Raw genomic sequence first — 19,901 nt, 5'->3', positions numbered from 1 at the left:
CCTGGTTAGATAAAGTTGTGTTCTTTAGCCTGCTTTATCAGGTTGTCTCTAAAGTCTGGGTGTGCAATGTTAATTAGGGCATGTGTGCGTTCTGTGGTTGATTTACCCATAAGCTGGCAGCAACCGTACTCAGTAACGACATAGTCAACATCCAGTCTAGAGTCTGTTGTGATTGTATTTAGGCGCGGTACAATCCGGGAAATTTTCCCTCCCTGTGCCGTAGAACTGCTCGCCAATATGGTTTTACCATTTCTTGAGTAATATACGCCTCTGATAAAATCCAATTGTCCACCCACCCCAGAGAATTGATGATCGATAAATTCTGCATTTACCTGCCCATTGAAATCGATCTCAATAAAGGAATTGACTGAGATCATGTTGTCAATTTGAGCAATAGTTTGTGGTTCATTCACGTAGGAGACTGGAAGGCAGGCCATTGAAGGGTTGTTATCAATAAAGTCATAGAGTGTCCTATCCCCTATGGCAAAGGTGAACACATTGAGGTGGGTGTTTAGTTTTTTGCGTGAATTATTAACCGCACCAGATTTGATTAGGTTTATCATTCCGGAGGTGATAACCTCGGTATGTATCCCAAGATTCTTCTTGTTTGCCAGCTGCTCGCACACGGCATTGGGAACACCTCCAATCCCCATTTGAATTGTAGCGCCATCGGGTATTAGCGGTGCAATATAATCGCTAATTTTCTTATCCAGTTCAGAGGTTTCTCTTTGCGGCTCTTCAATTAATGGGGTGTCATTTTCTATAATTGCATCTACTTCACTAATGTGAAGTAATGTGCCCCCAGAAGTTCTCGGCATATTTTTGTTGACTTCAACGATGAGTTGGTCTGCATGTCTGGATAACTCAATCGCATAATCTCCACTAGTACCAAAATTGAAATATCCATATTTATCCATAGGAGATACTGTTACGAGGAAAGCATCTAGATTCACTTGCCTTTTTATAATTTCCGGGTATCGACTAAAAGAAATGGGAACATAATTGATATATTTCTTCCCTTTGGCGAAGCCTTTCTTTGCGAGCTTGACCTCATCTTTGGTAAGCATGGATGAGAAGGGTCTGACGCGGTCTAGCAAGTCCTCCTGAAAGATTGTTTTCATCGCGACACCACCACAACGCATGTAATAAACCATGAGTTTTTTTATGTCGCCTGTCCGAACCCGGTTTTCTAAAGCTTTAAGCAAAGCTGGCGGGGTTGCTACGCGCATACCCATGGAGATGATACTCTCGCTGGGGATAGAGGCTACGGCATTATCGGCTGTGGTTAGCTTTCTGTGGTATTCATCGTCGTGATTCATAGTGGGCTAAATTTCCGGTGCCTTAGGTAGGTTCTTGCCGTGTTTTGGTAGATTTATTGTCTTCCGTGAGCCTTGACTTTGAGATATATGGGTTGAAATATTTTTTAATAAAGTAGATTTCGTAAGGTTTAAATTATACTTTTGATCTGTTTGGGAAGATGAATATTCTGCAGGTTTACCTTGCTACGCATCTATGCCATTGTTCTAGGGCATTATAGGTGACATTTAGAGGACTAAGATCGATCAAGTGATATATTGGGGTTGTTTCGCGACTATTTTTCTAGAAACTGTTTCAAAGCTTCTTTAGATTAATTGATTTGCAGGCAATATAGAAAAATGCTCTTTAAGTAGATGCATAGCAATTCTACCTGCCGACCAAGCGACGGCAGTTTCTTTGTCATGTTAAAGTTCGCCCAACCTTACTGCGTCGCACATACCTTCTAAACCTTCTGCCATTTTTTTCGAAGGTGACTTTCTATTCCTGCAGTGAGGGGAAATAAGGCCAATTTTACAGCGGGCAGGCTGTATCGTAGAGGATTCCAAATTCGGAGCTTTGTTGTACGAATAGGCGTCGTTTCTTTTTTTTATCTTGCCCCTAAGTGCAAAATCCACAAGAGATCTTAAAAGCAAACAGAGTTATCAATAAGGTTGGGGCCACCTTTGCCACGTTTTAGTTGGGGGAAGATATGGCTCAAGAAAATCTACTGAGTGTCTGTTAATTCTGACTTAATTCTACTCGCACCTGCTGTTCTTATCATTCTATTCGATCGTAAGAATAACTGATTTCAAGTTATGAAACATATTTCTAATATTATTTGATTCCTCACTAGAGAGTTGACTCTCTCCGTAAAATAAATATTGGCAATGTCAATTAAATTTACGGGAAATGAATTGTGATGCTTTGCTTTGATTGTGTTCTGCGTGGGATCGTGAATGGGTTCAACAACCATGTATTTGCGTGATGTGGAATAGAAGTTTGATCAGGTTTGTGTGAGCGGTGGAATATAATCTAGAAAATTGTTGGTTTATTTTGGTGATTATGGTTTTGCTTATGGTTAGAAATTCAGCTTATAAATTGTAGCGATGTAAGGCGACCGTGAAATATCATAAACCAGATTTGAGAGGGCTTTCAGGTGGGCTGTATAAAAAATTTTGTCAGTGCCTTCGTAGGTTTAATCGAGTTTTTAAATTCTTGGTATGTAAAAAACGGGGGCTTATTGCCATAAACCCCCGAAGCCTGTGAGATAAATTATTGATTGGTTACTTAGCGCCAAACACCCCATTGCCCGGTTGTGCCTGGCTCTTCACCCCTGGTCCACCATCCGGCAGTCCATGTTTTACCATTATGGCTTACCGTGTCCCCAGCAGTGTAGATTTGGTTACTGTCCCAGGTTTGAATAGTGGGATCTGTAGGATCTGTAGGATCTGTAGGATCTGTAGGATCTGTAGGATCTGTAGGATCTGTAGGATCTGTAGGATCTGTAGGATCTGTGGGTGTCGAGGGTTCAACGACAAAGGAGTAGACCTCGTCATCATTGGCAGAACTACTACTTACGGTTAACTTAAAACTCAACTCGTGTCGGGCATTGGTTAAACTTGAAGTGTCAATAACCAATGCACCACTCGGCCCGGCTGCTGTTTCCACTGGGCTGCCACTCACTTGTGACCATTGGGTATCTGTGATGTTTCCTGTGCTTTCTCCTGTAGAGAGCACCAGTAATTCACCGTGCTCGACCTTGGCTATGTCGAGAGGCTTTAACACCTTGGGCGTAATAGACGCAATCAATTCACTGCCATTACTTGTGATGCTGAACTGGCCTGAAGCGCGTGCATCTTTAGAGTTAAAATAGTTGCCATGCAAGTCGCCTTGGAAATACATGTAATGGTTCATTTCCTCATGCCAGCGACCGATAAAGACATTTCCATTGTGATTGGATTGATACCAGCCAGTAACTTGAGATGCTAGCAGTCTATCCCAATCATTTTTATTGTCCTCAGTAATTGCTAATGAAAACGATGAGTGTTCCTCACCATTTTTATTTAAGACCGTATAATTGACAGTATCCCCTACAGCTACTGAATCGATATTAATATCCTGCGGGATAAAGGTGTTGCCTTGAATAAGGTATGGCTCTGTTGTACCCGGATCAGGTTCGGTAGGCGGTTGAACATCACCATTTACAATGGTGATATCACTACAGTTGTAGAAACCTTCCCCAGCTGCATCTACTCGTTGCCAGCGTACAAATAAAATCGCATTGCCTACCCTGTCTTGAGGGATCGTAACATTCATTCGATACTGGCTATTCACAACTGGCACATCGCCCACTTCCTGAATAAGCTCCAAGTCATCCCAGGCGAGAGGCTTTGAAAGGTCAGCGTTGGGTTTGGTTAGATAAAACTGCCAAAAAGAGGGGTTGTGCGGTGCGGTTGCATTGAATACGTATTCAAAGGTTCCAGCGTTAACTTCAACTCGGCTCCAAGTGTCTGTAGCTGCACCCATGCCCTTTTTTTGTGGGTCATTGGCATAGCAGAGTGTTCCATCTGGAATGGCTGCTTTTACGGCCGAAAAATTATTGTAGTCAGGAATGTTGATGGAAAATTCATTGTGTTGCTGAAATGGATAAGATCCAGAGATGGTTTTTGCTAATGCACAGCCAGGATTTGGGGGAGTTCCTGACCAGACATTCCCTTGGTCATAGCATATTTTTTGCCTCGCCTTTGGGTATTCAGACCAGCCGTGAGATTGAACCTGCAAGCTGAAAGGCATTAGTAGTAATGTGGCAATGGCACATTTTGTTCTTAGTAGCATGGATTTACTCCTGGTATCTCTATTTTTGTGAGTCCGTTAACTTCGTGAATAAGAGTGCTTCACGGTGGTTGAATTCTTGTAATAAAAATCTGTTTGTAGAGTGTTCCTTTAGATGATGTCGAAAAAATCTAGGTGACACTCTAAATTTAAAATCCAGTGTGAACTGTGACGAAGGTTGAGTTTTTTATTACGTAAAAAATGTGAAAAAATTTCGAATTAATATTTGTGTTTATTCAGTTACACCACTCAAACAGACATTCGGTTTGGATGTGGGTTCCCGTTGGCAGGGTAAAATCTAACTTCTTGGTTTCTCTTTCAGGCTAAATTGCCTATGACCAGCTTTGCTATTTTGGTCTAGATATGTCCTTTTTGATCCCGATATCTCAGCTAAATAAAGTCAAAATACGATGTTAAGGGGAAAACCTCTGGTTTTTTTCCCTTTAGCGGATTTATATGTGGCTTAGTGAACGTTTGGTTTTAGTGGCCGGGATGGGTAACAAAACTGGAGAGTCTGTATGGTCATTTCTTTTTATTGCAAACATCGTGGTTCAATGACCACAGGGCCACACTGTGACGATTTTGGCATAACACGCTTTCAGTTTGCTTGAGGGGCTTCAGGTAAATTGCTTGGAGTTAAAGGCACTGTGGGAATTTTATTTAGGGCACTTATTTGGTGGTTTATTTGAAGTTGTGTTCTCTGCCCACTTGAACAGGTCCTCTCTAAAGCTTAGGTGAGCAATGTTGGTCAGTGCGTGTGTGTGGTCAGTGCGTGTGTGTGGTCAGTCGTGGATTTTCCCATTGATTGACAGTAGCCATATTCTGTAACAATGTAGTCAACATCACGTCTCGAGTCTGTTGAGATTGTATTTAATCGAGGCTCAATTTTTGAAACGCTTCCCTCTTTAAATGGTAGAGCCACTTGCTAATATTTTTTTATAAAATCCAGCTGACCATCAACACCTGGAATTGATGATCAAGAAATTTGACGTTAACCAGCCCATTGAAATCGATCCCAATAAAGGGACCAACCGAGATCAAGTTGTCAATTTTTCATTCTGGAATGTAAAAGCAGTCTGTCTGTTGGAATGCCTCAAATTGCTTGTATGTACACCGATTTGTACGTATCCATGAGGAAGTTGCTGATGTCACTATGAGCTTGTGAACCATTCAATAGGCAGTAGGCTATTTGTTTTACGAAAAGGTAAGTAAAAGAGATTGTTATTGAACTTGGCAGTAAAGCCCTTATAGCGGCGTGGCGTGGAGAAATAGAAGGTGAAGATTGAGTGAGTGGCCGGTCAATGACCGGCCGTTTGATATTCCAGTCTTTATTCCACAGAAGACCGAATTAAGTAGTCAAACGCTCCCAGTGCCGCTGTGGCCCCTGCGCCCATTGAGATCACAATTTGCTTGTAGGGAGCAGTAGTGGCATCGCCGGCAGCGTAGACGCCTGGAATGGAAGTTGCGCCGCGCTCATCGATTTGAATTTCACCCATACGATTCATTACGACATCACTCTCTTTGAGGAATTCTGTATTTGGCACTAGTCCGATTTGCACAAAGACTCCTGCAAGGTCGAGCTTTTTACTCTCTCCCGATTTGCGATCGGTGTAGGCAAGGCCATTGACTTTGTTACCATCCCCCAATACTTCGGTAGTTTGTGCATTGAGGATAATGTCGATGTTGTCCATTTGTTGTGCCTTGCGCACCAGTACTTCATCGGCACGCAATGAGTCAGCGAACTCCAGTACGGTGACATGTTCGACAATTCCAGCAAGATCAATAGCCGCTTCAATACCAGAGTTACCGCCGCCAATAACCGCTACGTGCTTACCTTTAAAGAAGGGCCCATCACAATGGGGGCAGTAGGCAACGCCCTTGGTACGGTATTCCGCTTCGCCAGGTACACCAAGCTCTCTCCATCTTGCACCAGTGGCCAGCACCACAGAGCGACTGGATAGAGTGGCACCGCTCTTTAGTTCTATATCTACCAGTTCATTGCGCTGTAAATTTGCTGCACGTTGGTCAGTAATAATATCTACACCGTATTCTTTAACGTGCTGTTCCAGGCTGGCTGCTAGCTTCGGGCCCTCTGTATAAGGTACGGAGATAAAGTTCTCGATACCTACAGTATCCATCACCTGGCCGCCGAAACGTTCGGCTACTAGCCCGGTGCGAATACCTTTACGCGCAGCGTAGATGGCAGCTGCTGCGCCGGCAGGTCCGCCACCAATGACTAGTAGGTCGTAAGGAGCCTTGTCATTCAGTTTTTCAGCTTTGCGTTTTGCGGTACCTGTATCCAGTTTGCCAATAATCTCCTCAAGGGACATTCTGCCTTGGCCAAAGTGTTCGCCGTTTAAGTAGACCGCAGGTACCGCCATTACATTGCGTTGCTCTACTTCCTGCTGGAATAACCCTCCATCGATCATCTCGTGGGTAATGTTCGGGTTGAGGGTGGCCATCAGGTTCAGTGCCTGTACGACATCTGGGCAATTTTGGCAGGAGAGAGAAATATAGGTTTCAAAGTGAAATTCACCTTCCAGATTACGTACTTGCTCCAGTAGCTGCGGGTCTGCCTTGGATGGGTGGCCACCCGCTTGCAGGAGTGCCAGAACCAATGAGGTAAATTCGTGGCCCAGGGGAATACCGGCAAAGCTTACGCGGGGTTCCTCTCCAGCAGGGGCGATAGCCATGCTTGGTGTGCGCTTGGCCTGGCCCTGTTGTGCAGTAATTTTATTGGAGAGCTCGGAGATTTGATCTACCAGGGTTTCCAGCTCTTTCGATTTTTCGCTGTTATCTGTGGACACACGAATCTCGATCGGTTTGACGATATTCTGCAGGTAAGTGTCCAGTTGTTTTTTCAGGTTTGCGTCCAACATCGGTGTATCCTTTCTCTAACAAATTCAGGCTTGGTTGTTGCCCATCATCTAGATGGGCCGGGTCAGAGGTATTGGGTTTATATCTTGCCTACCAGATCGAGGGAGGGTGCTAAGGTTTCTTCACCTTCCTTCCACTTAGCAGGGCAGACTTCTCCAGGGTGAGCGGCGATGTATTGGGCCGCTTTGATCTTGCGCAACAGCTCACTGGCATCGCGGCCTATTCCGCCGGCTGTGATCTCCACAATCTGGATACGACCTTCCGGGTCGATGACAAAGGTGCTGCGATCGGCAATGCCTTCTTCTTCGATCATTACACCGAAGTTACGAGTGATGGTGCCGGTAGGGTCGCCAATCATGGGGTATTGAATTTTACCGATGGTGTCAGAAGAGTCGTGCCAGGCCTTGTGGGTGAAGTGGGTATCGGTAGATACGGAGTAGATCTCCACACCCAGCTTTTTGAACTCTTCGTAGTTGTCCGCCAGATCACCCAGCTCCGTGGGGCACACAAAGGTGAAGTCTGCGGGATAGAAGAAGAACACCGCCCACTTGCCCTTTACGTCGGCGTCGCTCATATCGAAGAAGTCGCCATTCTGGTAGGCCTTAGCGTTAAAGGGCTTTAGTTGGGATTCGATGTAACGTGACATGGATAACTCCTTATTCATCACTTTCTATTCAGTCTTTGTCTTTGGAACGGCATTAATACTATCGATTCATTTTGTTTAATAAAAATTATCAATATAAATATTTCTAATAAATTTTCCCTATCGATCATTGGTTTATAGGGGAGGGGAAGGCGCCAGTTGGCTGATGTAGCCTTGTCGTTACAGGCTCATGAACAGAAAAGACTTGGAGTCTAAATGGGAGGACGTTAGCAATGAGTTAAAGAAGTAACTCGGATTCATGTGAGCCTGGATGGCTTAGATTTGATATGAGATCGCCCCTATGAACCAAAATGTGGTGCATGTCATCGTGATTGGTGTTGGCTTGCCAGGGGAGTCAATCGGATGGCTGCATCTTTCTCAGTTGATGAGTATGCCTAATGTCGTCGTAGATGCCATCGTTGAGCAGCACTGGCTGTCTGCTGCTGTTTCGTCTTCCAAAAAAGGGATGGCATTTCATGAGGAGATGGCAAGGCTCAAAGATCAATTTGGTGACTTCAAACTCTATTCCTCTTTAGAACAATTACCTAAGGCAAATCTTTCCCATAAAAGTTTGGTGTTGATTTCAGTTAGAACTCAATCAACGAAAAGAATTTTTGATTTTGTAGTAGGCAAGGGGTATAGAAATATCTACTTGGAAAAACCTGGCGCCGACTCACTGGAAAAATTGCGTGACATGGAGAGACGTGCTGGTGAGGAGCATGTAAATGTTGTTATAGGCTATCAGAAGCATATCGCCAGCTACGTCAGCGAAGCTGAGAGAATTAATGAACAATGGCAGTTAAAGTCTAGAAGTGTGGGATTTATACATCACAATCCACATCCAGAAGCTAATTTGGAAAGCATCTTCAGGCAAAATGCCGAAGGTATGTTACTTAACCAATGCTGCCATGAGCTTGAGCTTTGTGTCGCAAAGTGGAATCTAGCCCCCCACAACATTGTGGATGTAGTGGTGAATCAGGATGAGACGGCACAGAAGCAATTTGGTGATATTGAGGATTTCAAAAAGCTATCTTTTACTTTAAAAACCAATTTGGGAATCAGTTTCTCCTTTCTGGCTACCCGTTGTGAAGGTGTAGAAAACTGTATAGTGATGCGGAAAGGGCTCAGGGGCAGGCCGATTTTCATTCGACAAGCTATGCCGGATAGGCTTGATCGCGCGCTTGAACTTACAAGAAAGGAAAAGGGGGCTATATGGTATTGCTATTTATTTGAACAAGATTATCGTGATTTGAAGAGGCTTTTCATTGAATCTATCTTGGATGATGATAATGAAAAATACCAGCGGCTACCGCGGTTAAATCATGCATGCAGTGTACTTGAGTTAGCCACATTGATTGAGCCTAGTATCAAGGCTCAAGTGCGAGCAGACGAAAACCATCACCCTATTGTCCAAGTTTCAGACACTATTTGTCAGGCCCCTACAAATCAGAGAATCTGGTATCACCACGGGTTGTTTGACCTCGGCAATCGGTTTCTTATTGAGCTCTTAAGGCCCCCAAAGAACAGAATTATTTGTTGTGTTGATGACAAGGTTTGGGGTTTGTATGAAAAATCTATCATTGCGTGGGAAAAGTCTGTTGGGGTTAAATTTATTCCAATTGTTATGAAGGGCGGTGAGCAGTCAAAAAATATTGACAGTCTTTTAAAAATGATTGATGAAATATGGAAGGTCAACCCTCTTCGTTATAGGGAGCCAATTGTAGCTATCGGGGGGGGAGCGGTAACGGATACAATAGGGTTTGTCAGTGCGGTATGGCGACGTAATACGCCCTGGATACGTATCCCAACCACTCTAATGGGCATGATTGACTCATCTATCGGTATTAAGGTTAGTGTAAACCACAACATCAAAAATGGGATAGGTGCTTTCCACAGCCCTTTGCACACAATAATTGATCCAACCTTCTTAAAAACTAATCCACAGCGAGTGCTGAAAAGCGCGATTGGTGAAATGATCAAGGTTGGCGTGGTATTTAATAGAAACGTACTCGATACATTGTCAGCCCAAGGTGCATCATTATTAGAAAATAAATTTCTGGGACCTGATGGGCTCCCGGGAGAAGCATCCTATAAATTATTAATAAATTGTATCGATGCAATGCTTGACAGTATTGCGGGAGATTTAAAAGAGGAGAACTTATCTAGGCCAATGGACTTTGGACATACGCTATCTCGATGGTTGGAACGTGATGAGGCTTTTAGGTTGATGCATGGTGAAGCTGTGGGTATTGATTGCCTATTTACTTCACTGGTTGCTGAACAGATGGGATTGATATCTAAGGCAGAAGTTAAATTGCTGTTTGACATTTACGTGAATCTGGGACTTTCCGCTAGTGTGAAGGGGCTGAGTCTGGATGTATACAAAACGGCAATTAAACAGATTTCAATCCACCGTTCAGGAACGTTACGCGCGCCTCTACCTGCACCTCTCGGAAGGTGCATATGGGTGAACAAAATAAAGGGTAAACATCTTGAGGGTGCCTGGAATAGCCTGCAAGAGAGGCTTTACTACCACCCTGAACTCGTATTAGATCCCGATACTATAGAAGATGAAGAGGGGCTGATTGAGGACGTAGAAATAGCGAATGTTTATACTCCAGAGAGGGTCTCTCCCCAAAAGCTACGTTGGGGGTTTATTGGTTGTGGAAGGATTGCGAATGATTTTGCCATAGTGATCAATTATCTGGAATCTGCAGAAATTCATGCTGTGGCTTCTAGGGACTTTGGGCGGGCTAAAGATTTTGCAGGTAAGCATGGAGTCTGTCGAGCATATGGAGATTACCAGGAATTAGTTTCTGACCCAGAAGTCGATATTGTCTATATTGCGACTATTCCCGAGTTGCATCGACAGCATGCTGAATTGGCTTTAAGGGCAGGGAAGCCGGTACTGATTGAAAAACCTATAGCGCTGACCGTCGAAGATGCCCAAAAGATTAAGGATCTTGCCAATAAAAAGCGGCTTTTTTGCATGGAAGGTATGTGGATGAGATTCTTTCCAGCTATACAACACTGCAGAAGCATTATAACTTCCGGTGGCATTGGGGATGTTTGTCAGCTACGGGCTGATTTGAGTTTTGATTTACTCATGGACGAAGGGCTTCAATCTCCTAAATGGAAAGTTGGGGCAGGTTTGGATGCCGGGGTATATCCAATACATGCAGCGTTGATGATGCTGGGTAGGGATACATCAGACCTGGAGTTCTCTGGGGTACTTGATGATCATGGATTTAAGGAAGATGGAGCCGGACTGATTTATGCCCACTTTAATTCTGGATCTACTGCAGTTGTTTCTTGGAGTCACCTGGTGGAGGGAGCAGAAGAGTTGGAGATCTATGGAACTGAAGGCAGGATAAAAGTTTTTACGCCGGCGCATTGTCCAACAAAGATTTCAACAATTAGAATTTCAGGTGATAGAAGATCGAATAATGTTTCTAAGATGTATGAATTCCCGCTGCCGAGAATTAGGGGTAAATTTAATTATCCCAACTCTGAGGGGCTATACTACGAGGCTCGGATTGTGCAGCAATGTTTGGAGAAAGGTTTAATTGAGTGCCCGGAGCTTCCTCTAGCAGACTCCGTGCGAGCGATTCAGATGGTTGTAGAGTGCGATCACTATATTAAAAGAAGAGCTGCGTGAAGCAAAAGATCTATTGGTTTGGATTGTTATCCTGTTATGGGGCGCTATTTCTTCTAGGTTTTATAGAGGTTTATAAAGCGCCAATTTATCCTCAAATCTTGGATTACTTTTCTGTAACCCCTTCTAAGGGTTCTACCTTTTTCTTTTTGTCTACTTTTTCTGCCTTATTAATGACTCTATCAGGATCTTTATGGGTAAAGAGAGTTAGAGTGATATCGGGTTTGGGGTTGTTTGTCGCTTTTATGGGGGTTGGCTCAATACTATCGGGAGTTTCTGGTTATTATCATTCCTTTCCCACTCTTATTTTAGGCAGTTTTATTTTTGGAATGGGAGCAGGGGGCTGTATGGTACTGATTAATGTAGCAATCCCTCTTTTTGTTCCTCAAGATCTCGCGCGTCAAGGATATTGTGGGTTGCATAGCACCTATGGAGTTGCATCGATACTATCTCCCTTAATACCTGCATTATCCTATAAGTATCATTTTGATTGGGAGGGGGGGTTCTATTTATTTGGCGTACTTGCTGCTGTCATTCTTCTATATATTTGTGTCGGCTTATTCAGGAGAAAAGGAAGGTATCAAACGGGAGGTGGGGACATTGATCCCAGTGCTTATCGAGAAAACAGTAAGCGAGATAAAGAGCCAAAAGAATGGTGGATTGCAATTGGGGGTGGGTTAATTGTTTCTGCATATAATGGATCTGAACACATTCTTGCTAGTCGACTTGTGTTATTTCTTGATGCAAGGGGTGGTCCATGGGCTGTTGAGGCAGATGTTTTACTTTCAATTTTTTTTGGCCTGCTGTGTATTGGAAGAATATTTTTTACCTTTATCCTTCTAAGGGGTAGTGCATTTATTTGGTTGATAATTTCTTTTGTATCAACAGCTGTTGTATTTCTTCTTGGTTATTGGGTTAATCCTTTGTGGTTGCCTGTATGTGGTCTAACTCTATCTTACCTTTTTCCCTATACGATGGAGTGGTTAACACGTAGTTCAAGAAATCCACCGTTTACTGTTTCATTTTCTCTTGGAATGGGTGGCGTGTTTTTGATATTTGCCCATGCCTTAGTAGGCTGGCTGGATGAGAATTATGGTATACAAACTGCTATCTATATAGTTCCAGTATTTCTTCTGGCGGGAATTGTATTTTGCTCATTGATAGCTTTTATTGAGAGGTTGGTAAAGTCTCGGTAAGCTCTTGATAATCCATATTACCTTTATGGCTCAGAAAGAAAGTTAACCCGTTGAAATTCTCAATGTGTAGGGTTGTTTAATCCTAACCATTCACTTACAGCTGAATCAGTCTGACTATAAGAGAGTGGTTTGAGCAAAAATGCTGGCGGGTTGCTAAGGTACCCCCTTCCTACAAGTTGAGACTTAGAAAGCTACTAGATGGTCGGATTGGTGGCGCAATGTTCAGTACCAAGTCTCGATGGAGAAGCATGTTAGGTTACTCTAACCGCTAGGATAGTAGGTATCATCTAAGTTGATTGGTTTGCAAATAGTGCTTGAAATATATTGACATATTAATTACGCTAAGCGCCTTTAATAGATGCCCACGCCTTGGGAAATACTAATCTAATATCTTGTCCGGAGTCATTTACGCCGATGAATTAAGCCCTGCGCATAACTGGAACTAAGTTCGCACTCTATCGCTGCGGACCTAATCAATCCTTTGCAGGTGGCGTATCTTCCTCAAACACCTATCTTGGCTGATAGCAGAAATACGCCGCACGGTCCTATGATCGGAGGGCATATGACAGCTATTTGTACTCTTGAAAACATCTCCCTGATATTTGGGGACACCCCGATTTTCCATAAAGTAAGCTTGGAATTACCTATTGGAATCACTGGATTAGTTGCACCTAATGGCAGCGGGAAATCCACACTACTAAGTGTTCTTCACGGTCAAGCTTCCGTTACTGGTGGTAAGGTCTCTTGGAGAAGACGCCATCATCTGGTGAAACAGCTTAATCCCCGACTTGATTTGCGGATCGTAGATTGTCTTGCAGATGGCCATTTGTATGAAGTTTTTTTACGGGTAGAGCGAGGGCATGCATCAGAGGATGACCTGATATCCGTTGCGGACTATTGGCATCTGCCTCTTACTTGGCAGCGCCAGCTAGAGGAAGCAAAAATCAATGTGCCATTGGATACGCCGATAGAACGATTGAGTGGTGGTCAGAGAGCCAAGTTAAGCCTTGCCTATGCATTTTCTCTCTCAAGTGACTACTTACTGCTAGATGAGCCTAGCAATCATCTTGATCAGAGTGGGCGGGAGTGGCTGCAAGAGAAAATCTTAAATCATGCAGGAGGGGCACTGGTCGCCAGTCATGATGTAGAGCTGCTGGAAAATGTCCGACAAATAATAGAGATATATCAGCGAGGATTGAAAACCTATGGCGGCGCATACAGTGCGTATATGCAACAAAAAGAATCAGAGCAAGCAGCCCTGCTCCAAAGGGCAGAGGATAATCGAAAAGAGTTCAACCAACTAAATAATGTCAGGCAGAAAAGTCTGCATAATTTCGCTACTAGACAACGGCAGGGAAAAGGCAAGCGGAGCTCTCAAAGTAAGAGTCTTATGGACTCACAAAAAGATCGCGCAGGGAAAGGTCTTGGAAAATTAAAGCGAAAGTTAGAGCAGCGCCAGTTACAGTTAGAGAAAAAAAGAGAGGAAATAAGTAAAATAACAGTAATTGAGTCACAGAGACTAAGACCGCAAAAGCTATCCCTCACTAAGTGTGATTCTCGCAAGTCAATACAATTACATCTTGAAAATTTGCAGCTCCCATATGGTTCTCATGATAAGCCTATATCTTTAACACTCCGCAAGGGGGAACGTTGGAGGATAGCGGGTGGCAATGGTAGTGGAAAATCCACTCTGCTAAAGGTCATAGCTGGTCAGCTAAAAGCTCTAAGTGGCGTCTGCCAAACTCGTGGAAGTTTGTGTTATTTAGACCAGGACTTCAGTTTTCTCAATAAAGAGTTATCCGCCTTAGAGAATCTTTTCTATCTTCACCCCGGTAGAAAAGAATCTGAATGGCGTACCATGCTAGGTAGTTTGCGGCTAAGGGGAGATGCGCCGCTGCTGCCTCTCAGGCTCCTAAGTGGAGGGGAGCAACTAAAAGTGGCACTACTTGCCGTTACGCGAGGCACCATTGCCACAGACCTCATACTGCTAGACGAGCCAGATAATCACTTGGATCTGGATTCCCGCCAGCTATTAGTAAATGCCATTATGGATTTTTCTGGTGCTGTCTTATTGGTCTCACATGATCTGAGTTTTATTAATGCTATAGGTGTAGATAGTCAGCTCAATTTGGATTGAAGAATCTTTATCGTTTGGTAGGTAAGGGGTGTTTGTAGGTAGTGTGTCACAGGTGGCAATCTATATAGTTAATCATGATAATAGCTAGGTTACTTTGTATTTTTTATCAATAATCTCTGGACATTTGCTATTATCGAGAGGCTTTGGGGTGGGTTTTCACCATAATTCCAAGTCTTGGATTGGCTAATCTTTCGGGGGGGGACAGGGGGCTTAGCCTGGTTAGCTCTCTGTAAGATCTACAACACATCTGTTGTTCAACCCTATGAAGCCTTAGTTTAAATTGGGTTTAGCTGGAAGTGGGATATCTATAGTTTATCCTTGTCCTCTCTTGTCTCTTATTATCCTCCCAATATCCTTTTCCATTTCTTCATATTCTGAAACTTTCCATGGTTCCTGTATGGCCTGACCTATCCATTCCTTTAAATTTGGTAAAGCCAATATCTTGTTGAAATATTGGTTTGTCTCTGTGCTAACTGATAAGTTGTAGTTATTTATTTTAATGATTGTTGGAGAGTAGAATGCATCTGCGGCGGTAAACTTTTCGCCGGCAAGGAAAGGGCCACCAAAATTTCCAAGTCCTTCCTGCACCAGATCATCAATTCGGGTGAGCGCTTTACTAAGATTATCTGGTATTACTGGGGTGTTAACTTCTGTCGCGCAGCTTAGCGATTTGCTATTGAAGAATTCAAAGTCTGAGTGCATTTCTGCTGAAATACTGCGCGCCCAAGCTCTGGCAGACCTATTCATTGGCCAGATGAGAGAGATTTTTTCGGCTAGATACTCTGTAATTGAAAGAGAATCCCAGATTAAGAGATTGTTATCTTTCAGGCAAGGCAGTTTTCCGCTAGGTGAGAAACTGGAAAATTTTTTCCAACTATCCCCACCCTCAAAAGTGATCATTTTTTCCTCGAACGGTATACACATCTCCTTCATTAAGAGCCAAACTCTTAAAGACCATGAAGAGTAGTTTTTATTGGCAATAAATAGCTGGTACATGATGGTTTGATTACATTTAGTAAGGTGTAGTAATAGAGGCAAGCTTATTGTCTTCGATTTGATATCTCGGTTAATGAAATATTGCTATATCTATTACTTGCCATTATAGGAAAAAGACGTTCAGTAAGTTGTACTATTTCAAAATTCATTAGGGGGTTTGGATAATTGTCACTTTTCCAGATCGCAGATGACTAGTCGGTCAAAATGTTTGATTGGTTCAATTTATAACTCCGCAGCGTTTATTTGGCGGTAAACCTAACTTTTTTCATTACACTGGTGTTTAACAACTTATTGGAGATTAACCCAGTGGGCCTATATACATCCGAGTCGGGTATGGTTGTAATGCCTATGGATAATTTACCAGTGAGAAATGATCGGGTGTATAGGTGGGGTTTTATAGGTTGTGGGAAAATTGCAAATGACTTTGCCTTGGTGCTAAATTTTCTTGAGTCAGCCCAACTCTATGCAGTTGCAGCACGAGATATTAGTCGTGCGCAGGCATTTGCAACATCGCATGGGGCTAAAAGATATTATGGGGATTATGCCCACTTATTAAATGACCCTCTTGTAGATATTGTTTATATAGCAACAACAACAGAGTTTCATGCTGAGCATGCTTTACTTGCCCTAAATGCCGGAAAGCATGTATTCATCGAAAAGCCAATCGCCCTTTCAGTAGATGATATTGTTAAAATTAAAATTTTGGCTAGCGATAAAGATCTTTTTTGTAGTGAGGCTATGTGGATGCGCTTCTTTCCTGCAGTTGAATACTGTCGGGAATTAATTAAAAAAGGTGAAATTGGAGAGGTTCAACAAGTTAGGGCGGATTTTAGTTTTGATATGAAGAGTGATGAAGGCTTGGAGTCACCAACCTGGAGAACAGGGGGTATCTTCGATGCCGGTGTCTATCCTGTTCATCAATCTTTAATGATTTGTGGAGAAAATATTAAAGAGACTGTGTGCGCAGGAATAATTGATGGTTATGGTTTTGGGCAAGTTGCCGCAGGTATGCTGTACGCTCGTTTTGAAGGATCTTTATCCGCAATCTCAGAATGGAGTATTTTATATGAAGGTGCGGAGGAAACCGATATTTATGGGTCGGAGGGTAGAATTAAGTTGCACTCTCCAGCACATACTCCAACGTGTGTTTCGGTAATTAAGTATGGCGGGAGTCGCCGAAATCCTGATAATACTATTGAAACACAGGACTTTCGTCTGCCTAGTATTCCCGGAAAATTTATCTTTCCATGCTCTGAAGGGCTGATTTATGAGGCTGCCGCTGTACAACGCTGTCTTGCTGCAGGACGCACTGAATGCCCTCAAGCTCCTATGGATGAATCATTATTGGCTATTCAGTTATTATCCGAGTGCGATCGTATCATCAAAAGTAGGGAGAAATAGATTCTTACTGCATTCAAATTTGTGATGATCAGGTGAGCTTTTTCTGAAAAGAAATCAGTGGTAATGCTTACTCTATTGAATTTGTTCGGATCAGTTTGTCAAAATTTATAAATGACAATGCCCACCAAAGAGTGGGCAAAGCCAGTTCCAATCCTGTGAGGGCTTGGGAAAACTTAAATCTTACCTACCAGGTCGAGAGACGGGGCTAAGGTTTCCTCGCCTTCCTTCCACTTGGCCGGGCATACCTCACCGGGGTGTTCGGCAACGTACTGGGCGGCTTTGATTTTACGTAGCAATTCGTTGGCGTCGCGGCCAATACCACCTGCAGTGATCTCAACGATCTGAATACGGCCTTCCGGGTCGATCACAAAGGTGCCGCGGTCTGCGATACCTTCTTCCTCAATCATTACGCCGAAGTTGCGGGTGATAGTGCCGGTGGGATCACCAATCATCGGGTACTGGATCTTACCGATGGTTTCAGAGGAATCGTGCCACGCTTTATGGGTGAAGTGGGTATCGGTGGATACGGAGTAAATCTCCACTCCCAACTTCTTGAACTCTTCATAGTTGTCGGCCAGATCGCCCAGCTCGGTGGGGCAAACAAAGGTGAAGTCGGCGGGGTAAAAGAAGAATACCGCCCACTTGCCTTTGACATCGGCATCGCTGACGTCGTGAAACTCGCCATTTTGGTAGGCTTTGGCGTTGAAGGGTTTAAGCTCGGATTCGATGTAACGGGACATGGGTAACTCCTTAAGTGAATACCGCGTTGTGTCAGTAATTTCTATGGGCTTAATACTATTGATGGTTTCATTTTGATAAAAATTAACAATTTAAATGTGTCAGATAGCTTGTCGCTATTTTGCTGTCCTGGGGCTTGACCGGCTTGGTTGTTAGATTGTGGATGGAGACGACATCAGAGATACTCCAAAGACTTACAGCGGGCGCTGAACAGCGCCGCAATGGATATTTGGCCGCAGGACAGTGGTATGCGATTGATACGCTTATTGAAATATGACTTGGCGCGTGAAGCCGAGGATTGGGTCGATGACGGGGTGATTAGCGAGGCACAGGCAGAGCTAATCTGCGCCCGCTACCAGGTAGATTATCGCAGTGCCCGGCAGCGCTCACTGGGCTACAACGTGTTAGTGGGGCTCGCTTATCTATTTATCGCACTCGCACTGATCACCCTGATTGGCGCCAACTGGGAGGAAATTCCCCGTGCTGCGCGTATGGGCGGTTTGATTGCGCTCACGCTGGTCACTCAGTGTGTTGCCTTGCGAGCTTATTGCACAGGGGGCCGCCGTGCCGGCGAAGGGCTCTTTCTGCTGGGGAACTTCTTTTTTGGTGCCGCGATAATCCTGATCGCACAAATCTACCATCTGGGTGAGCATATGCCCGATGGAATCTTTTGGTGGGCACTGGGTTGTTTACCATTTGCCTTGATTACCCGCAGCCCTTGGCTGGCCATTCAGGCTAATGTGCTGGCACTGCTGTGGTTCTTTTTACAGGTGAGCATGGGCTATTACCCGGCGCTCTTCCCGCTCTTTATAGCGCTATCTCTCTATGTACTTTTACGCGGGCGAGCGAGCACCATTCTTATGCTGCTGCTTGTGGTGAGCATCGGCTTCTGGATCGAATTCTCGCTATCGGAATTCTGGCGTGGCGAGCAGCTGGGCGCGGGGCTGGAATTTTATTCAGAGAATCTGGCGGTGGCGGTCTCCCTGTTTATTCTGCTGTATACCTTTAGTCATTGGCTGGCGCTGAGGGCTTCGCCGGTGGCCAAGGACTACGCTGCGGTGATCTCGGTGTGGTGTCTGCGTTTTGCCCTGGCCAGCCTGTTGGTATTCAGCTTCGCACAGCCTTGGGAGGCGTTGATCGAGGCCGATTGGCAACACCGGTTGTCTATGTGGCTGGTGGTGGCCGCGATGGCCAATGTTACTCTGCTGTTGGCACTGCCGGCCAGGCGCTTGATATCGAGTGGTTTGCTCTATGTGTTCTTTATTGGTGCCCTCATCACTGTCAGCAGCAGTGATAACCAAGACTTGGCGATGTATTTGCAAGTGGCTACCAATTTCGCCCTTATTGGCTGTGGTAGCTGGTTAATTTACCGGGGTATTCACGATGGTATTTCCCATTATTTCTTCCTTGGGGTGATGTCGATACTGATCACTGCATTGCTGCGTTATATCGATCTGATCGGTGATTACCTGGGGGCTTCGCTGATCTTTATTTTATTTGCGGGCCTGTTATTGGGCGCCGCTAAGTACTGGAAGTACCACCAGGGCAGGGAGGGAGCACAATGAAAAAGGGACTGACTTTTGCCTTGGGTATGGCGATAGCTGCACAGTTTTTGATTCTGGTAGGCATGTATGTAAAGGCACAGGTGCCGCTTTGGACTGGAGAGCCAATCCGGGTAAAAACGATACCGGTAGACCCCCGCTCCCTGTTTCGCGGCAACTATGCGCGCTTGAATTACGACTTTTCCCGTATTGCCAAGTCAGCCTTAACGGGAGAGCGCCCTATACGAGAGGGGGAGGTGGTGTATGTCTCCTTGAAAAAATCCCCCTCAGGGCTTTATGAATTTTCTGCGGCGAGCCTGGAAAAACCGATCGAGGGGATATTTATTAAGGGGCGGATTGTCGGTGCTAATCCCTGGAGTGCAGAGCAATTTTACCGCATCAAGTACGGTATAGAGGCCTACTTTGCCCCCAAAGAAAAGGCCCTGCAGTTGGAGCGGGAATTACGCGATGGTGGGATTGCCGAGCTTATGGTGGCGCCTAGTGGCCAGGTGAGCCTCAAGAGTGTAATAGGGGGCGGCTGAGTCACTCACTTTATGCTCTGGAGTTGTAACGCGAGGCTGTATTGGGC

The 19,901-nt window shown here is 44.4% G+C and carries 13 protein-coding genes; 6 read left to right on the top strand and 7 right to left on the bottom strand.

The features are described from left to right. Positions 1–5 precede the first annotated feature (5 nt). The 5 genes from ACJJIC_RS16385 to ahpC (ACJJIC_RS16365) form a co-directional block, all read right to left on the bottom strand. Positions 6–1,319 carry an acetyl-CoA hydrolase/transferase family protein gene (locus tag ACJJIC_RS16385; protein WP_445357435.1) on the bottom strand — a complete coding sequence of 438 codons (1,314 nt, stop codon included), beginning with the start codon at positions 1,317–1,319 and terminating at the stop codon, positions 6–8. Between the two features lie 1,264 nt (positions 1,320–2,583). Then, the gene (locus ACJJIC_RS16380; protein ID WP_445357434.1) at positions 2,584–4,131 is read right to left on the bottom strand and encodes a lytic polysaccharide monooxygenase; all 1,548 of its coding nucleotides are present in this window, start codon (positions 4,129–4,131) and stop codon (positions 2,584–2,586) included. A gap of 745 nt (positions 4,132–4,876) precedes the next feature. Next, positions 4,877–5,050, bottom strand: coding sequence for an acetyl-CoA hydrolase/transferase C-terminal domain-containing protein (locus ACJJIC_RS16375; RefSeq protein WP_445357433.1), 174 nt, complete (start codon positions 5,048–5,050; stop codon positions 4,877–4,879). A 406-nt stretch (positions 5,051–5,456) separates the two neighbouring features. After that, positions 5,457–7,007 (bottom strand): alkyl hydroperoxide reductase subunit F, encoded by a 1,551-nt coding sequence (ahpF, locus tag ACJJIC_RS16370; RefSeq protein WP_445357432.1) that lies wholly within the window; start codon positions 7,005–7,007, stop codon positions 5,457–5,459. Between the two features lie 77 nt (positions 7,008–7,084). Then, on the bottom strand, positions 7,085–7,651 hold the full coding sequence (gene ahpC / locus ACJJIC_RS16365; RefSeq protein ID WP_445357431.1) for an alkyl hydroperoxide reductase subunit C: 567 nt from the start codon (positions 7,649–7,651) through the stop codon (positions 7,085–7,087). Between the two features lie 298 nt (positions 7,652–7,949). Here ahpC (ACJJIC_RS16365) and ACJJIC_RS16360 point away from each other — a divergent pair, with 298 nt between their 5' ends. From ACJJIC_RS16360 to ACJJIC_RS16350, 3 genes are all read left to right on the top strand, one after another. Continuing rightward, positions 7,950–11,306: a Gfo/Idh/MocA family oxidoreductase gene (locus ACJJIC_RS16360; protein ID WP_445357430.1), complete on the top strand. Its 3,357-nt coding sequence runs from the start codon at positions 7,950–7,952 to the stop codon at positions 11,304–11,306. Next, positions 11,303–12,499, top strand: a complete 1,197-nt coding sequence (locus tag ACJJIC_RS16355) for an MFS transporter (protein WP_445357429.1) — start codon at positions 11,303–11,305, stop codon at positions 12,497–12,499. Before ACJJIC_RS16360 ends, ACJJIC_RS16355 begins: the two co-directional genes overlap by 4 nt. Positions 12,500–13,061: 562 nt before the next feature. Further along, complete coding sequence (locus ACJJIC_RS16350) at positions 13,062–14,636, top strand: ATP-binding cassette domain-containing protein (protein WP_445357428.1); 1,575 nt, start codon at positions 13,062–13,064, stop codon at positions 14,634–14,636. Positions 14,637–14,948: 312 nt separating this feature from the next. Here the strand turns inward: ACJJIC_RS16350 and ACJJIC_RS16345 are convergent, their stop codons facing one another. After that, positions 14,949–15,632 (bottom strand): glutathione S-transferase N-terminal domain-containing protein, encoded by a 684-nt coding sequence (locus ACJJIC_RS16345; RefSeq protein ID WP_445357427.1) that lies wholly within the window; start codon positions 15,630–15,632, stop codon positions 14,949–14,951. 348 nt (positions 15,633–15,980) lie between these two features. Between ACJJIC_RS16345 and ACJJIC_RS16340 the strand changes: the two genes are divergently transcribed. Beyond that, the gene (locus tag ACJJIC_RS16340) at positions 15,981–17,033 is read left to right on the top strand and encodes a Gfo/Idh/MocA family protein (protein WP_445357426.1); all 1,053 of its coding nucleotides are present in this window, start codon (positions 15,981–15,983) and stop codon (positions 17,031–17,033) included. Between the two features lie 173 nt (positions 17,034–17,206). On the opposite strand, the gene ahpC (ACJJIC_RS16335) is transcribed toward ACJJIC_RS16340, so the two are convergent. Further along, the gene (gene ahpC / locus ACJJIC_RS16335; protein ID WP_444884416.1) at positions 17,207–17,773 is read right to left on the bottom strand and encodes an alkyl hydroperoxide reductase subunit C; all 567 of its coding nucleotides are present in this window, start codon (positions 17,771–17,773) and stop codon (positions 17,207–17,209) included. Between the two features lie 246 nt (positions 17,774–18,019). On the opposite strand from ahpC (ACJJIC_RS16335), the gene ACJJIC_RS16330 reads away from it, so the two are divergent. Together ACJJIC_RS16330 and ACJJIC_RS16325 are read left to right on the top strand one after the other, a co-directional pair. Beyond that, positions 18,020–19,336, top strand: coding sequence for a DUF2157 domain-containing protein (locus tag ACJJIC_RS16330; RefSeq protein WP_444909236.1), 1,317 nt, complete (start codon positions 18,020–18,022; stop codon positions 19,334–19,336). After that, positions 19,333–19,854 carry a GDYXXLXY domain-containing protein gene (locus ACJJIC_RS16325; RefSeq protein WP_445357425.1) on the top strand — a complete coding sequence of 174 codons (522 nt, stop codon included), beginning with the start codon at positions 19,333–19,335 and terminating at the stop codon, positions 19,852–19,854. Before ACJJIC_RS16330 ends, ACJJIC_RS16325 begins: the two co-directional genes overlap by 4 nt. Positions 19,855–19,901 lie beyond the last annotated feature (47 nt).

The organism is Microbulbifer mixtoriginis (SeqCode) (genome assembly GCF_052468275.1).
Note: the sequence above shows the minus strand (reverse complement) of the source record. Positions and strands in the feature narration are given on the sequence as shown.

Bases quoted from the DNA above. Each gene is read 5' to 3' on its own strand.
- ACJJIC_RS16385 (WP_445357435.1), bottom strand. From the start codon at position 1,319: ATGAATCACGACGATGAATACCACAGAAAGCTAACCACAGCCGATAAT.
- ACJJIC_RS16380 (WP_445357434.1), bottom strand. From the start codon at position 4,131: ATGCTACTAAGAACAAAATGTGCCATTGCCACATTACTACTAATGCCT.
- ahpF (WP_445357432.1), bottom strand. From the start codon at position 7,007: ATGTTGGACGCAAACCTGAAAAAACAACTGGACACTTACCTGCAGAAT.
- ahpC (WP_445357431.1), bottom strand. From the start codon at position 7,651: ATGTCACGTTACATCGAATCCCAACTAAAGCCCTTTAACGCTAAGGCC.
- ACJJIC_RS16360 (WP_445357430.1), top strand. From the start codon at position 7,950: ATGAACCAAAATGTGGTGCATGTCATCGTGATTGGTGTTGGCTTGCCA.
- ACJJIC_RS16350 (WP_445357428.1), top strand. From the start codon at position 13,062: ATGACAGCTATTTGTACTCTTGAAAACATCTCCCTGATATTTGGGGAC.
- ACJJIC_RS16345 (WP_445357427.1), bottom strand. From the start codon at position 15,632: ATGTACCAGCTATTTATTGCCAATAAAAACTACTCTTCATGGTCTTTA.
- ACJJIC_RS16340 (WP_445357426.1), top strand. From the start codon at position 15,981: ATGGATAATTTACCAGTGAGAAATGATCGGGTGTATAGGTGGGGTTTT.
- ahpC (WP_444884416.1), bottom strand. From the start codon at position 17,773: ATGTCCCGTTACATCGAATCCGAGCTTAAACCCTTCAACGCCAAAGCC.
- ACJJIC_RS16330 (WP_444909236.1), top strand. From the start codon at position 18,020: ATGCGATTGATACGCTTATTGAAATATGACTTGGCGCGTGAAGCCGAG.
- ACJJIC_RS16325 (WP_445357425.1), top strand. From the start codon at position 19,333: ATGAAAAAGGGACTGACTTTTGCCTTGGGTATGGCGATAGCTGCACAG.